This is a genomic window from Lentzea alba (assembly GCF_011067745.1).
GTDB classification, from domain to species: domain Bacteria; phylum Actinomycetota; class Actinomycetes; order Mycobacteriales; family Pseudonocardiaceae; genus Lentzea; species Lentzea alba.
In genome coordinates, this window is the sequence record NZ_JAAMPJ010000014.1 from 1 (window position 1) to 14,871 (window position 14,871).

Annotated in this window: 11 protein-coding genes; 5 read left to right on the forward strand and 6 right to left on the reverse strand. The window is 69.0% G+C overall.

The genetic code is table 11. The features are described from left to right. Nucleotides 1–269: 269 nt before the first annotated feature. The 3 genes from G7043_RS50145 to G7043_RS38195 form a co-directional block, all read right to left on the reverse strand. A complete protein-coding gene (locus G7043_RS50145; RefSeq protein WP_166053584.1) occupies nucleotides 270–1,538 on the reverse strand; it encodes a vanadium-dependent haloperoxidase in 1,269 nt (422 codons plus the stop codon). Between the two features lie 162 nt (nucleotides 1,539–1,700). Further along, nucleotides 1,701–3,077 (reverse strand): endo-1,4-beta-xylanase, encoded by a 1,377-nt coding sequence (locus G7043_RS38190; protein ID WP_166053585.1) that lies wholly within the window; start codon nucleotides 3,075–3,077, stop codon nucleotides 1,701–1,703. 160 nt (nucleotides 3,078–3,237) lie between these two features. After that, nucleotides 3,238–3,837 (reverse strand): TetR/AcrR family transcriptional regulator, encoded by a 600-nt coding sequence (locus tag G7043_RS38195; protein WP_313888277.1) that lies wholly within the window; start codon nucleotides 3,835–3,837, stop codon nucleotides 3,238–3,240. 85 nt (nucleotides 3,838–3,922) lie between these two features. Here G7043_RS38195 and G7043_RS38200 point away from each other — a divergent pair, with 85 nt between their 5' ends. Continuing rightward, the gene (locus tag G7043_RS38200; RefSeq protein WP_166053586.1) at nucleotides 3,923–4,480 is read left to right on the forward strand and encodes an NAD(P)H-dependent oxidoreductase; all 558 of its coding nucleotides are present in this window, start codon (nucleotides 3,923–3,925) and stop codon (nucleotides 4,478–4,480) included. Between the two features lie 222 nt (nucleotides 4,481–4,702). Here G7043_RS38200 and G7043_RS38205 read toward each other — a convergent pair whose 3' ends face one another. The 3 genes from G7043_RS38205 to G7043_RS38215 all read right to left on the reverse strand — a co-directional run bounded on the left by G7043_RS38205 (nucleotide 4,703) and on the right by G7043_RS38215 (nucleotide 9,715). Then, nucleotides 4,703–6,283, reverse strand: a complete 1,581-nt coding sequence (locus G7043_RS38205; protein WP_166053587.1) for a cellulase family glycosylhydrolase — start codon at nucleotides 6,281–6,283, stop codon at nucleotides 4,703–4,705. A gap of 17 nt (nucleotides 6,284–6,300) precedes the next feature. Further along, on the reverse strand, nucleotides 6,301–8,319 hold the full coding sequence (locus tag G7043_RS38210; protein ID WP_207312302.1) for a cellulose binding domain-containing protein: 2,019 nt from the start codon (nucleotides 8,317–8,319) through the stop codon (nucleotides 6,301–6,303). A gap of 115 nt (nucleotides 8,320–8,434) precedes the next feature. Then, on the reverse strand, nucleotides 8,435–9,715 hold the full coding sequence (locus tag G7043_RS38215) for an ABC transporter substrate-binding protein (RefSeq protein WP_166053588.1): 1,281 nt from the start codon (nucleotides 9,713–9,715) through the stop codon (nucleotides 8,435–8,437). 279 nt (nucleotides 9,716–9,994) lie between these two features. On the opposite strand from G7043_RS38215, the gene G7043_RS38220 reads away from it, so the two are divergent. From G7043_RS38220 to G7043_RS38235, 4 genes are all read left to right on the forward strand, one after another. Next, complete coding sequence (locus G7043_RS38220; RefSeq protein ID WP_166053589.1) at nucleotides 9,995–11,515, forward strand: sugar ABC transporter ATP-binding protein; 1,521 nt, start codon at nucleotides 9,995–9,997, stop codon at nucleotides 11,513–11,515. Continuing rightward, nucleotides 11,512–12,543, forward strand: coding sequence for an ABC transporter permease (locus G7043_RS38225; RefSeq protein WP_166053590.1), 1,032 nt, complete (start codon nucleotides 11,512–11,514; stop codon nucleotides 12,541–12,543). Before G7043_RS38220 ends, G7043_RS38225 begins: the two co-directional genes overlap by 4 nt. 37 nt (nucleotides 12,544–12,580) lie before the next feature. Continuing rightward, nucleotides 12,581–13,606 carry a substrate-binding domain-containing protein gene (locus tag G7043_RS38230; RefSeq protein ID WP_166053591.1) on the forward strand — a complete coding sequence of 342 codons (1,026 nt, stop codon included), beginning with the start codon at nucleotides 12,581–12,583 and terminating at the stop codon, nucleotides 13,604–13,606. 70 nt (nucleotides 13,607–13,676) lie between these two features. Continuing rightward, the gene (locus tag G7043_RS38235; protein WP_166053887.1) at nucleotides 13,677–14,816 is read left to right on the forward strand and encodes a Gfo/Idh/MocA family protein; all 1,140 of its coding nucleotides are present in this window, start codon (nucleotides 13,677–13,679) and stop codon (nucleotides 14,814–14,816) included. The last annotated feature ends 55 nt before the right edge of the window (nucleotides 14,817–14,871 follow it).

The following is a 14,871-nucleotide window of genomic DNA, read 5'->3' on the forward strand; positions in this document are numbered from 1 at the left end:
CGCTGCCCGTTCTGCGCGGGCAGCAACGGCGCGATCGCAGCCCAGGCCTTGTCCGTCAGCTCACCACGTCCGACCACACATCATCATCTGCACACGATCATGAGAAAGATCCGCAGGACACGCCCTAACCCGAGAACTCTCCGGCGACCCACCACCAGCACGCTGGGGCCAGCCCAGACAACCCAGCTCAACCACGGCATGACCATCTACCAACAGGCTCTCAGAGGCAGTGAATGGCCATGAGCGACTCTAGTGGTCGTCGCGTAATTCTACAGTGGACAGTCGCCGTGGTGCGAGGGGCCCGTGCGTTTCAACAGTCGTGTGGCGAGCACCTCGGTCGCGACACCGCGTCCGACGGCAAGACCCGCCTGGTTGCTGAACTCGAAGTGCTGCCCGCCGAACACCCGTGACTTGCCGGCCTCGGCGGCAGCGGCGGAGAAGCTCGGGTAGGTGCGCGCCTGGCCGCCCGGCGCGGTGTCCGTGGTGTGCGTGAAGCGAATGGTGTCCGCGCAGAAGAACCCGGCCAGTACAGCCGCCGCCGCGCCGCTGTAGGAACTGTGCCCGGACGGGTACTCCGGTGTACCGCCGACGCTGCCGGCTCGCGGCGCCCAGCTCGGATTCGGTTGCGTCCACGGGTTTCCGTCGGTGTCCGCCTCGCGGATCGCCGTGGCCGGGCGCCAATGCCGGTAGGTGAACTTCGTCGCGACGGTGGGAACCGTGGTGTCGGCCAGGGTCATCGTCAGCAACGCCATGAGGCGGGCGGAGGCGGGCAACGGCAGATCCTGGGACACCGTCAGTGCGATCTTGACCCACTCGCCGGCGGGTTGGCCGGTGCCGGTCGGCACGGACCAGAACTCGAAGGTGGCGAGCTTGTCGGGGGCGGTGATCGCGGCGTCGCCGAGGAGCGCGACCTCGGCGAAGGCGGCGGCGTAGTCGAGGCTGTCCAGGGCGGGTGGCGGGCCCGGTACGTGCGCGGCGGGGTCGGTGACGGCGAACGGCCGAACGTCGCGGTACTGCACACCGGACCACTCGGCGCGGAACACTCCGGGGCCGGCGCCGGCGGGCTGGGTTTGCACCGGAGTCGAGCCGTCGTCGGTGCGGGAGGTCACCACGCGCACCCCGACCTCACGTCCCCAGCGCACCCCGGCGTCGCGCTGGTGGCCGGGACGCAGGCCGGCCAGGTCGGCCTGCAGTTGTGCGTCGTACTCGACAACACGAGCGGGGTCCAGCCGGACCAGGACGACGTGTGCCGCCGCCACGGCCGCGGCGCGGGAGTCAGCGCCACGCGGGCCTGGGCCGGGTACCAGCGCGTGGGCGCGGGCCGGGTGGGCGAGCCCGTTGACCGCGTCGTAGATGGCCACGTTGAGCATCGCGTAGGTGCGGGCCGCGTCGGCGTCGGTGGCGCGGGTGGCGCGCACCGCGGTCAACGCGAGCTCGTTCCACACCCGCACGCTGTCCACCTGCGGCTCGGCGTCCGCGGGTGCGCTCAACCCCGCTGCGGCCAGACCGAGTACCAGAGCCAGGACGATCTTCTTCACGACCTCGCCTCCCAAAGACGCCGAAGAAGCCGCAGTCTCGAACGTCCTATCGTGGCGTGGTTCGAGCTGCGCTGCGACGGCTGCTTGAGGGCGACCTGGCTGGTACGAATGGCTGTCCGGTGCGGGCCCGCCGCGAACGACGGGCCCGCACGAGGCCGGTGATCAGCTGGCGGTGCAGGACGGGTTGAGGCCCGATCCGCTGCCGGTGCCCTGGAAGCCGAACTCGGTCGACTGGCCCGCGGCCACGGAGCCGTTGTAGTCCACATTGGACCAGTTGATGGTTCCGCTGTTACCACTGCGGTTGGCACTCCACGAGTTCGTGACGGTGCCGTTGGACAGCGTGGTGGTGACGGTCCAGCCGCGCAGAGCGGAGGATCCGGCGGTGACCTTGATAGTGGCGACGAACCCCTCACCCCACTGGTTCAGCGACACCGACGCGGTGCAGCCGCCCGGACCGGGGTTGTTGGTGGTCGTCGTGGTTGTGGTCGTGGTGGTAGTCGTCGTTGTCGTGGGGCCGGGTCCGCCCGCGTTGAGCGCGTCGAGCACGGAGTTGTACGCGGCCTTCTTGTTGCCGTTGCCGTCGAACAGCAATGGCGTGCCGGAAGCACGCCAGGAGTCGGTGTCGCGGATGCCCCACACGGTGATGCCGGTGCAGCGGGACACGGCGAGGCATGCTCGGGTCACGCGGTCGTAGTTGGACGCCTGAGCGCTGCCGGAGCCCTCGATGTCCAGTTCGGTGATCTGCACGTCGACGCCGAGGTTGGCGAAGTTCTGCAGGGTCGTCTGGTAGTTGGAGGGAACCGGGCTCTGGGGGTTGAAGTGGGACTGGAGGCCGACGCAGTCGATGGGGACGCCGCGGGACTTGAAGTCCTGCACCATCCGGTAGACGGCCTGGGTCTTGGCGTGGGTCCAGTCGTCGGTGTTGTAGTCGTTGTAGCAGAGCTTCGCGCCGGGGTCGGCCGCACGGGCGGCGCGGAACGCGGCCTCGATCCAGTCGTTGCCGGTGCGCTGGAGGTTGGAGTCGCGCCGTGCGCCGCTGCTGCCGTCGGCGAACGCCTCGTTCACCACGTCCCAGGCGTAGATCTTGCCGCGGTAGTAGGTCGCGACCTGGGTGACGTGGTTCAGCATCGCGTTGCGCAGCGCGGTACCGGACATGTTCTGCATCCAGCCGGGCTGCTGCGAGTGCCACGCCAGGGTGTGCCCGCGCACCCTCTTGCCCTGGTTGCGGGCGTGGTTGACGATCCGGTCGGCGTTGCCGTAGCTGAACTGGTTCTGGTTCGGCTCGGTCGCGTCGATCTTCATCTCGTTCTCGGCCGTGACCATGTCGAACTCGCGGTTGAGGATCCCGGTGTACGTCGAGTCGCTCAGCTTGTTCGCGGCCACCGCGGTGCCGAAGTAGCGGCCGGACTGCTGGGCGGCCGCGCCGAGGGTGGTCGCCGCGTTCGCGGGGGCCGGCGCGATCAGGGTGGCTCCGACCACCACCGCCGCAGCCGTCGCCACGAGTGGCACCAGTGCCACTGACCTCGATGTCAGTTTCATTGTTTCCACACTTTCGAAACTAGCCGAAATGCCCGATTTCCGGAGTGTGACACCGGCGTGTTTGCGCTCACAAGAACGCTTCGACGCATTCGACGGAAGAATCTCCCGAAAGGGTTTCGAAACAATTGTTTCTAAACTTTGCGCCGGGCTTTTCGCCGGGTCAGGGCAGGAGTCGGTCGACCAGGTCGTGCCAGCCGGCTTCCACGCGGTCCAGCGACATGCCGTGGCCGCGGAGCAGGTGGTCGACCAGCACGACGTCGACCGACGACAGCAGGGTGTGGGCGAGCAGGTCGGCGTCGGCGTCCGGGAGGATCGCGCGGACCAGGACGGCGACGTGGGTGTGGCGCAGCCGCCCGGCCGGAACGAGGAACCGCCGGTCGGGTGCGGGTTCGGCGGCCAGGTAGAGGTCGCGGTTCGCGCGTTGGTGGTGCAACAGGGCCGGTCCGAACGCTCTGAGCCGCGCGGCGGGGTCGGCGCCGGGGCCCAGTGGTGGCGGACCGCTGAGGAACGACGCCTGAAAACCCTGTTCCGCGTGGTCGAGGAGGGCCTGGAGCAGTCCGTTGCGGTCGCCGAAGCGCCGCGACACGGTGCCCTTGCCGACCCCTGCTGCGGCGGCCACCGACTCCATCGTGATCGCCGCCGCGCCGTGTTCGGCCGACAGGCGCGCCGCGGCTTCCAGCAGGCGGGCCCGGTTGCGCACGGCGTCCGCGCGCAGGGGAGTTTCCGTGCTGAGGAGGGGCAGCCGTGTGTTGTCGATCACCTCCGCAGCCTATCCGGAAGATAAACGGGCCGCGTCCCGTTTGTGCGGAGGACTGTCCACCGAAGTCCGCTCCTGGGAGTACGTCATGGCCGTTCGCATCCTCACCCTCGTCGGCAGCCTCCGCGCCGGATCGCACAACCGCAGGCTCGCCGAAGCCGCCGTGCAGATCGCGCCGGAGCACGTCGAGGTCGGCCTGTTCGACGGCCTGGACACGGTGCCGTTCTACAACGAGGACATCGACGCCGAGGGCAGCGTTCCCGCCTCGGCCGTGAAGCTGCGCGAAGCCGCTGCCGAGGCCGACGCCTTGCTGCTGGTCTCGCCCGAGTACAACGGCACCATCCCGGCCGTGCTGAAGAACGCCATCGACTGGCTGTCGCGCCCCTACGGCGCGGGCGCCCTGTCCGGCAAGCCGGTCGCCGTCGTCGGCACCGCGTTCGGCCAGTACGGCGGCGTGTGGGCCCAGGACGAGGCCCGCAAGGCCGTCAAGATCGCCGGCGCCGAGGTCGCCGAGGACCTGACGCTGTCGATCCCCGGCTCCGTGGTCCGCTTCGCCGACCTCCACCCGGTCGACGACCCCGAGGTCACCGACCAGTTGACCGTCGTCCTCGAAGGCCTGGCCGCCCGCACCTCCGCCACCGTCTGACCTGGCACCATCCGCACGCGGGGCCCCTTCGTACTGTGTGTCAGTACGAAAGCTCCCCGCGTGCACCGCTGAGCGCGGCTGGTGAGGGCTGCGGCGGCGGCCGTCTGACTCGCTGTTGAGCGCGGTTGGTGAGGGTTGTGGCGGCCGTCGTTTGGCTTGTTGTGGGGTGCACGCGGGGAGCTTTCGTACTGTGTGTCAGTACGAGAGGGCCCCCGCGTGCGGTCACGAGCAGGCTGATTGGTTCAGGGTGACGGTTGAGGGTGCGGTTGTTGGGCCGTTGGCGGTGAAGCCGAGGGATACGGACGCTCCCGGTGCCAGGGTCGGGCTGTGGGAGGGCGCCGTCACGGTGACCGTGGTGCCGGACTGGGTGAAGGTGCCGTTCCAGCCGTTGGAGATGGTGGCGCCGGGCAGGGTGAACGTGACCATCCACGGGGTGGCGGCGTTCGTCCCGGTGTTGGTGACGGTCAGCGAGCCCTGGAAGCCGCCCTGCCAGGAGTTGTCGAGCTTCCACGCCGTTTTGCAACCGCCAGAGCCGCCACCGGTGGTGGTCGTGGTGGGGCCGGGACCGCCTCCGACCGGTGGAATCAGGTAGGGCTGCAGAATGCTCTGCTTGGCCTGGTTGACCGTGGTCCAGTCGTCGCCGACGATGCCGCCGGTGTCGCCGGAATTGGGATTCCACGACCAATAGGTGAACGAGATCCCGTTGACGCCGGTCCCGGTGTAGGCCATGAGATTTTCCAGCCACACCTTGTCCACCGGATTCGCGAGCGTGGTGCCGAACTCGCCCATCATCAGCGGCGCGATGTTCTGCTTGTACAGGTAACCCCAGTACTTGTCCCAGATTCCCGGCATGTTCGCCGGATAGTTCGGCGCGCTGAACCACGGCTGGTTGTAGACCGACGTCGCGTATTCGTGCGGGGAGTACACGAGGCGGCCCGGCACGGACAGGCGCACCGGGAACTGACCGGCCTTCGACAGGTTCCCGCCCCACCAGCCGCAGTCCTCGTCGTTGGACGGATCGCCGTCCCACACGTTCGACAGGCCGCCGCTCGGGCAGCTCACGCCCTCGACGAAGATCAGCCAGTTCGGCTGCACGGACAGGATCGCGTTGCCCGCGCGCTCGGCGGCCAGCCGCCAGTCGCGGGCGGTGTCGCCGCAACCCCAGCACGAACCGGTCGCCGCCGGGTTGGTGCCTTCGGCGTGCGGTTCGTTGTGCAGGTCGGCACCGATCACCGTGGTGTTGCCCGCGTAGCGCTGGGCGAGGGCCTTCCAGTCGTTGATCCAGGTGGTCTCCGGCACGCCCGCCGTGTACCAGAGCGCGGACTGGCCCGCGCTGGTCGGCCGGTGCCGGTCGAGGATGACGCGCATCCCCTTCTGCCCCGCGTACCCGATCACCTTGTCCAGGATCTGCAACGGGGACAGCCCGACCAGGTCGGGATTGGTGTTGTCGTTGATGCCGGTGGCCCTGGCGTCGGGCTTCAGCGCGTCGTTGGAGAACGGGACGCGCAGGGTGTTGTAGCCCAGCTGCGCCATGTGATCGAGCTGCTGGCGCCACGTGACATTCGCCCACAGGCCGTGGAAGGTCTTGTTGTCGGTCTCCATCCCGAACCAGTTGATGCCGGTCAGCCGGACCGTCGCGTTCGTGCTGTCCAGGATCTTGTTCCCGCTGGTGTGCAGGTACCCGGTGCCCGTACCGCCCGCCGCCGCGACCGCGGGAACCTGGGCCGTGCCGACGGTGACCATGCCGCTCACCGCCACCACAGCCGCGACCAGCGCGCCGAAAGCCTTGTGCCGCCGCTTCATCCGCTCTCCTCCGAGGCTCATGACGTGGTGTGGCAAAGCGTTCCGTTCAACCTGAAGGCCGTCGGTGTGATGTTCGGCCCGGTGTAGTTGCCGACGAAGCCGGTGTTGACGGTCCCGTTCGGTTCGATGCGGGTCGAACCGACGACGGTGACCGCGCTGGCGGTCTGGGTCCACGTCGCGTTCCAGCCGGACCCCACCTGCTGACGGGTGGTGGGCCAGTCGAAGTTCAGCGTCCAGTTGGACATCGCCTGCGTGCTGGTGATGTCGACGGCGCCGACGAACCCGCTGCTCCAGTCGGTCACGTTGGACATTCGCACCGTGCAGGAGCTCTCGGCCGGACTGCCGGTGGTGACGGTGAGCGGGGGAGACGACCAGGACACGGCACCTGCGGCGTTGCGAGCCAGCACGTTGACCGTGTACCTGGTGCCGGGATTGAGGTTTCCGGCGGTGAACGAGGTACCGGACGTCTCGCCCCACTGCTCGCTGATCGTGCCGAGCTGACGGTGCACCTCGTACTTCACGACCCCCGGCACGGACGGCCAGGTGATCGTCGCGGTCCGGTCGGTGGTCGAGCCGGTGGGCTGTCCGGGTGCGGTGGGCAGCTGAGCCTGACCGGAGGGGCGCAGGACGAGCGTGGTGAGCGAGAACGGCGGCAGCGTCCGGCTGGTCGCGCTTCCGTCGGACGACGTCACGACTTCGGTCGCGCCGTTGGTGAACGTGTGCACCGTCGGCGTGGCAGCGGAAGGCGTGTAGCCGGCGTAGTCGATGCTGACCGTGCGCGAGTTGTTCTCGTCGGAGTTGAGCAGCATCACCGCGAGGTCACCGTTCGGCCGCCGTGCCGCGTGCGCCCTGATCGACGGTTCGGCGGAGCCCGCGCGGACGAGCTGGTCGCCGGGGCGGGCGAAGAGGCTCAGCATCTTGAGCGCGTGGTACGGCGCGAACGGTGTGTTCAGCGGCGGTTCGCAGGCGCCGTCCGGCAGGCAGGTGGCGCTGGAGAGCAGCCCGAAGTCGTTGAAGTCGGGCTGACCGCCGATGGTGGACGCCTTGTCCGGTCCGTTGTGGACGTTCCACCAGTCGACGTTGAAGACGCCGTTCTCCAGCAACGAGGTGTAGGCCTCCGCGGCGAAGAGCGCGCCCGGCTGGGTGTTGCGGCCGTACGTGGCGTTCAGCTCGGTCATCGCGACGCCGAGGCGGTCGGGGTTCGGTCCGGCGTACTTGGTGATCTGCTGACGCAGGAGGTACATCATGTCGGGGACCTGGTCCGTGCTCGCCAGGGACTGCTCGGTCGTCGAGCCGCCGGGATACCAGTGCACGATCACGAAGTCCACGTGCGGGCCCGCGATCGACAGCACCGTCTGGTTCCAGCTCGCGGCGTCTCCCGTGCCGACGATCGCGTCCGGCCAGTTCGCGGGGGCGGTGAGCACCGCGCCGACCTTGATCGTGGGGTCGACGGCTTTCATGGCCTGGGCGAAGGCGACGGTCTCCCTGGCGTACCCGGCGGGACTCTTGTCCGGGTGGTTGTCGGCTTCCCAGTTGGCGCCGTAGTGCCCGTTGCCGTAGAGCTCGTTGCCGATCTCCCAGTACTTCACGCCGTAGCCCTTGGTGACGTTGGCGTAGCGCACCCAGTCGGCTGCTTCCTGCGGCGTGCCGGTGCCGTAGTTCGCGATGATGATCGGTTGTGCCTGAGCCCTCCGCACACCGGCCATGAACGTGTCGAAGTCGGTGTTCGGTGCCACGTAACCGCCGGGCGCCGTGTGGTCCTTCCAGTGGTAGATGTCGCCGTACGAACCGCCGGGATAGCGCATCATCCGCACTCCGGCATCGCCGAGCAGGTCGTTCACCGCGTTCGTGCCGAGCTGGCTGTCCCAGATCGCGTGGTTGACGCCGATCGCGGTGTCCGGCACGGTCGCCAGCCCCGCGTTGGCGTTGACCACGACGGTGGCGTCGGGTGCGCCGGTCGCGGTGCTCGACACCGCGGGAAGACAGGCCGCGACGAGCGCGGTCACCACGAAAAGTCTGCGGCTTGCCATGCGCATCACGTCCTCGTCGACGGATTCTGGGAGCGCTCCCAGAATCCTGACTGGGTTACCGGTGGTCAAGAAGAACCGGTCCCGGTCCGCGTTCGAGAATCGATTCGATTCGAACGTCAGGTCACTTGGCGGCCTTCTGCGCCTCCTGCACCGCGGTGCGCCAGGCCTCGTCGGGGTTCTTGCCCTGCTCGACGGACTGCAGCGCCGGGGCGAACACGTTCTCCTGGAGCTGTCCGTCGGCGGGGCCCTTGTACTGCGCGGCCTTGACCTTCTGCGCCTGCGCGGCGAACAGCGCACCCGCCTTGACGTCGCCGAAGTAGGTGTTGACCTGTTCCAGCAGCGCCCGGTTCTCGAGGGCGTCGACCTGGCTGGGGAACGTGCCCCTGGCCTGGAACGCCTTGATCTGCTGCTCCGGCGCCGTGAGCCAGGCCGCGAGCTCTGCGGCCTTGGCGGCGTTGCGGCTCTGCTTCGGCACGGTCAGGTACGAGCCGCCCCAGTTCCCGCCGCCGTTGGGGAACGCGTCGGTGACGGCCCACTTGCCCGCGTTCTCCGGCCCGGCCTGGGTCTCGATGACGCCGAGCATCCACGACGGGCACGTCTTCGTGGCGAACCTGCCGAGCTTGAAACCGGTGTTCCACTCGTTGCTGAACGCGACCAGCTTCGCCGACTGCCCTTTCGCCACGGCGTTCGTCACGGCGGTCCAGTCGCTCCTGATGGCGGGGTTGGACTCGACGACCAGCTTGTCGGATCTGTCGAAGTAGCCGACGTCGTGCTGGTTGTGCATGGCGTTGAAGATCTGCGCCGCGCCGTCGAACCACGCGACGCCGGACACCTTCGCGACGAACTGGTCACCTGCCGCGAAGTAGCTGTCCCAGGTGGCGAAGAGCCGCTTCACCTCCTCCGGGTCGGACGGCAGGCCGGCACTCGCGAACAGGTCCTTGCGGTAGCACATGGCGAGCGGCCCGATGTCCGTGCCGAACCCGATCAGCCTGCGGTCCTTGGTGGTCGCGGCCTCGGCCTTCCACGGCAGCCAGCGGTCGGGCGTGACGTCCTTCGGGCCGATCTCCTTGAGGTCGTTGAACTGGCCGGCCTTGGCCATCACCTGGCTCAGGTAGCCCTCCTCGACCGCCTCGACGTCGGCGAGTCCGGATCCGGCACCCAGCTTGGTGAAGAGGTTCTGGTGGTGCGGGGCGCCCTGGCCCGTCTTGCGTTGAGTGATTTTGACGTCCGGATGGGCGGCCTCGTATTCCTTGAACAACTCGTCATAGCCGAACTCGTTGAACGTGGCGATGGTCAGCTCGGTCCTGCCGTCGGCGGCTTTGCCTGCACCGCAGGCGGTCACGGCGAGCGTGGAGGCGACGGCGCAGACCAGTGCGGTGATCTGGCGGCGGCGGGAACGCACGGGAGAACTCCTCTGGTCTCGGTGGAAATTCTGGGAGCGCTCCCAGAAAATGGCGAGTCTGGAGTCGTCTCCTGGAGGTGTCAAGCAGCTCGACCGTGGGTGATGGACCGACCACGGAGAGGCAGGGACGTCGACGCACCCGCTGGTGGTCAAGGAAAAAGATGGCCGATATGTGCCACGTCAACAATCTTGACCGGGTGAAAAACGGCTCGTTAGTTTGATTGTCCTCAAGTCGAATTCCCTGATGGCACAACGGTTGCCGGGGCCTCGGAGGACTCAATGGCGATGACGGCGCCGGCTGCTGCACTGCTGTCGGTCCGGGGAGTGGTGAAGCGCTTTCCCGGTGTGACGGCTCTGCAGGGAGTGGACTTCGAGGTGCGCGCGGGCGAGGTGCACTGCCTGCTCGGGCAGAACGGCGCGGGCAAGTCGACGCTGATCAAGGTGCTGTCCGGCGCGCACCGCCCGGACGAGGGCGAGATCCGCTGGCGGGGCGAGGTGGTGTCGTTCGGCAACCCGACCGCCGCGATGCGCAGCGGGGTCGCCGCCATCTACCAGGAGCTGGACCTCGTGGCGGGATTGTCGGTGGCCGACAACGTGTTCCTCGGCCACGAACTGTCCACGGCGGGCTTCAGCCGACGGGCGGAGGCTCGCCGCAGGACCCGCGCACTGCTCGATCGGCTGGGACACCCGGACATCTCGCCCGACCGCGACGTCGGCCGGTTGTCCGTGGCACATCAGCAGGTCGTCAGCATGGCGCGGGCGCTGTCGCTGGACGGACAGCTGCTGATCATGGACGAGCCGTCGGCCGTGCTGGACCCGGACGAGGTGCGGGTCCTGTTCGGGATCATCAGGGAGCTCACCGCCCAAGGGGTGGCGGTGATCTACATCTCGCACCGGCTGGCCGAGATCCGCGAGATCGGCGACCGCGTGACCGTCCTCAAGGACGGCCGCACCGTCGCGACGGGCCTGCCCGCACGCGAGACGAAGACCTCGGAACTGATCGGGTTGATGACCGGTCGGGTGCTGGACAACGTGTTCCCGCACCGGAAACCGGTCGACCCGGCCGCTCCCGAGGTGCTGGTGGTGCGCGGCCTGGCTGACGGTGACCGCTTTGCCGGCGTGGATCTCACCGTCCACGCCGGTGAGGTGGTCGGGCTCGCGGGTCTCGTCGGGTCGGGCCGCTCGGAGATCCTGGAAACCGTCTACGGCGCAAGGAAAGCGGCCGAGGGCACCGTCGAGGTCGACGGCAGGAAGCTGCGGCGGGGAAGCGTCGGCGCGGCCGTGCGCGCGGGGATGGGGTTGTGCCCCGAGGAACGCAAGAGCCAGGGACTGCTGCTGGACCAGGCCGTCTACCGCAACATCACCGTCTCGTCGATGTCGGCGTTCGCCCGGTTCGGGTTTCTCGACGACCGCGCCGAACGTGCCCGCTCGACGAAGCTCACCGAGGCGCTGGACGTCCGGCCGGCCGGCGTCGACCGGGTGGTGCGCGGCCTGTCCGGAGGCAACCAGCAGAAGGTCGTGCTCGCGCGGTGGCTGTTGCGGGAATGCCGGGTGCTGCTGCTGGACGAACCCACCCGCGGCGTGGACGTGGGCGCGCGCAGCGAGATCTACGAGCTCATCCGCGAACTGGCGGACTCCGGCGTCGCCGTGGTCGTCGTGTCGAGCGACGTCGAGGAGGTCCTGGGCCTGGCCGACCGGGTCCTGGTGGTGCGCGAGGGCCGGGTGGTCCACGACGGTCCGGCCGACGAGATCGACGAGTCCAGGGTTCTCGACCTGGTCATGGAAGGACACGCCGCATGAGCGAGGACACCGCCGCCGTGGCGGCGCAGCAACAGGGAAGACCCCCGGTCGTGCGGCAGTCCGGCATCTCCGGCCTGCTCGGCTCCGCGGCCGGGCGCAACACCGGTCTCGTCGTCGCACTGATCCTGTTGTGCATCGGCGGTGTGGTCACCGCGGGCGACCGGTTCGCCGACGTCGACAACCTGCTCACCATCCTGCGACTTGCCGCGGTGATCGGTGTCGTGAGCGTCGGCATGACGTTCGTGATCACCGGCGGCGGGATCGACCTGTCCGTGGGGGCGATCGTCGCGCTGTCCTCGGTGTGGGCGACAACCCTTGCCACCCAAGGGATCGCGAACAACTCGCACTGGATCGTCATCGTGTTCACCGCGCTCGTGGTGGGCGGGGTGTGCGGACTGGTCAACGGCGCGCTCATCGCCTACGGCCGGGTCGTGGCGTTCATCGCGACCCTGGCGAGCCTGGCTGCCGCGCGCGGTCTGGCCGAGATCATCTCGAACCGCAAGACGCAGATCGTGAACGTGCCGGGCTTCGCCGCGTTCTTCGACGCATCGGTGCTGGGGGTACCGGTGCTCGTGGTGATCTTCGCGGTGGTCGCCGCGGCCGGGTGGGTGCTGCTCAACCGCACCACGTTCGGGCGCCGGACGTTCGCCGTCGGCGGGAACCCCGAGGCGGCGCGGCTGGCCGGCATCGACGTGCGGCGGCACACCGTCTGGCTCTACACGCTGCTCGGCCTGTGCTGCGGGCTGGCCGCGGTCATGCTCATCGCCCGCACCACGACCGGCAGCGCGACCCACGGCGGCCTGTACGAGCTCGACGCGATCGCCGCGGTCGTGATCGGCGGCACGCTGCTGTCCGGCGGCCGGGGCACGATCGCGGGCACCGTCTTCGGCGTCCTGATCTTCACCACGCTGTCGAACGTCTTCACCCTCAACAACCTCTCCATCTCCGCCCAGGCCGTCGCGAAGGGAGCGATCATCGTGGTCGCCGTCCTCCTCCAGCAGCGGCTGGCCAGACGCAGCGGCGCCTGACGCCGCATTCACGACCGCTGCCACCCGAGGAGAATCCATGCCACTCAAGAGAATCGCCGTACTCGCCGCCTTAACGCTCGCGCTCACCGCGTGCACGGGCAACACGCCGCAGAACCAGGGCGGCGGCAACCAGGGCGGCGGGGTGAAGGTCGCCAACGACGAGCCGGGCAAGAAGGTCGTGATCGGGTTCTCCGCACCGGCCGCCGACCACGGCTGGATGGCCGCGATCACCAACGCCGCCAAGGCGGAGGCGGGCAAGTACTCCGACGTGGAGCTGCGCGTCGTCGAGGGCACCAACGACGTCAACCTCCAGATCAGCCAGGTGGAGACGTTCATCAACGACAAGGTGGACGCGATCGTGCTGCTGCCGTTCGACGGCGCCGCCCTTACCCCGGTCGCGCTGAAGGCCATGAAGGCCGGCATCACCGTGATCAACGTGGACCGCCAGTTCGACAGCCCGTTCGCCGCGCGGTCGACCGTGCTGGGCGACAACCACGGCATGGGCGTGTCCGCCGGCACCTACGTGTGCGAGCGGCTCAAGGACAAGCCCGGCTCCGTGGTCGCGGAGATCGCCGGCATCGACTCGCTGCCGCTGACCCAGGACCGCAGCAGGGGTTTCGCGCAGGCACTGCAGGGCTGCGGCCTGAAGGTCAGCAACCGCGTGGCCGCCGAGTTCACCGTCGAGAGCGGTGAGAGGGCTGCCGCGAACCTGTTGCAGGCCGCCCCCAAGATCGACGCCATCTGGAACCACGACGACGACCAGGGCGTCGGCGTCACCGCCGCGATCAAGAACTCCGGCCGCAGCGAGTTCTTCATGGTCGGCGGTGCGGGATCGGCCAACGTGATGCGGGAGATCAAGGCGGACAACGGCCCGCACAAGGCGACCGTCATCTACCCGTCCACCCAGGGCGCGGACGGCATCCGGCTCGCCCGGCTCGCCGTGCAGGGCAAGAGCCTCGGCGACCTGGTCGAGGTGGAGGTCCCCCGTGAGGTCCAGCTGTACGCGCCGGTCGTCACCAAGGACAACGTCGACCGCTACCTGCCCACCGCCTTCGAGTCCTGAAAAGAGAGGACAGCGCGCAGTGTCGACTTCTAAGACCACTCCTGGGACGACGCCGGATCTGGGCATCGCGATGGTCGGTCACGCCTTCATGGGAGCCGCGCACTCCCAGGCGTGGCGGGTCGCGCCGCGCTTCTTCGACCTGCCGGCGCGGCCGGTGATGGCCGTGCTGTGCGGCCGTGACCCCGACCGGACCAGGGCCGCCGCGGAGCGCCTGGGCTGGGCCGAGTCCGTGACCGACTGGAAGTCCGTGCTGGACCGCGACGACGTGCACGTGGTGGACATCTGCACACCGGGTGACACGCACGCCGAGATCGCGGTCGCCGCCCTGGACGCGGGCAAGCACGTGCTGTGCGAGAAGCCGATGGCCAACAGCGTCGCCGAAGCGGTCGCCATGGCGGAGGCCGCCGACCGCGCCGCCCGGCGCGGGGTGCGCGCGATGGTGGGGTTCAGCTATCGGCGAGTGCCTGCCCTGGGCCTGGCCCGGGACCTGGTCGCCCGGGGCAGACTGGGACGGATCCACCACGTGCGCGCCCAGTACCTGCAGGACTGGATCGTGGACCCCGCCGCGCCGCTGTCGTGGCGGCTGGACAAGGAGAAGGCGGGCTCGGGCGCGCTCGGCGACATCGGCGCGCACATCGTCGACGCCACCCAGTTCATCCTCGGCGACACGATCAGCGAGGTGATGGGGACGCTGGTGACGTTCGTGCCGGAGCGTCCGCTGGCCTCCGCGCACTCCGGCCTGTCCGGTACCGCCGCGACCGGACGGACCGGTCCCGTCACGGTGGACGACGCCGCGTTGTTCCTGGCCCGCTTCACCGGTGGCGTGCTCGGTTCGTTCGAGGCCACGCGCTTCGCCAACGGCCGCAAGAACGCGCTGCGCATCGAGGTCAACGGCTCGGCGGGCAGCCTGGCGTTCGACTTCGAGGACATGAACGTGCTGCAGTTCTTCGACGGCACCGAGGACTCCGCCGTCGCCGGGTTCCGCCGGATCGTGGTCACCGAGCCGGCGCACCCGTACGTCGGCGCCTGGTGGCCCGCCGGGCACGGCCTGGGCTACGAGCACGCGTTCACCCACCAGGCCGTCGACTTCGTGCGAGCCGTGGCCGAAGGTACCGACCCCGCGCCGTCGTTCGCCGACGGTCTGCAGGTGCAGCGCGTTCTCGCCGCCGTCGAGGACAGCGCGGCGTCCCGCACGTGGCAACAGGTTTAGGGCCTGTATCGAAGTCTGGATCCGCGATAGCCGGGCCTGAGGCGGCCCCCGGCGG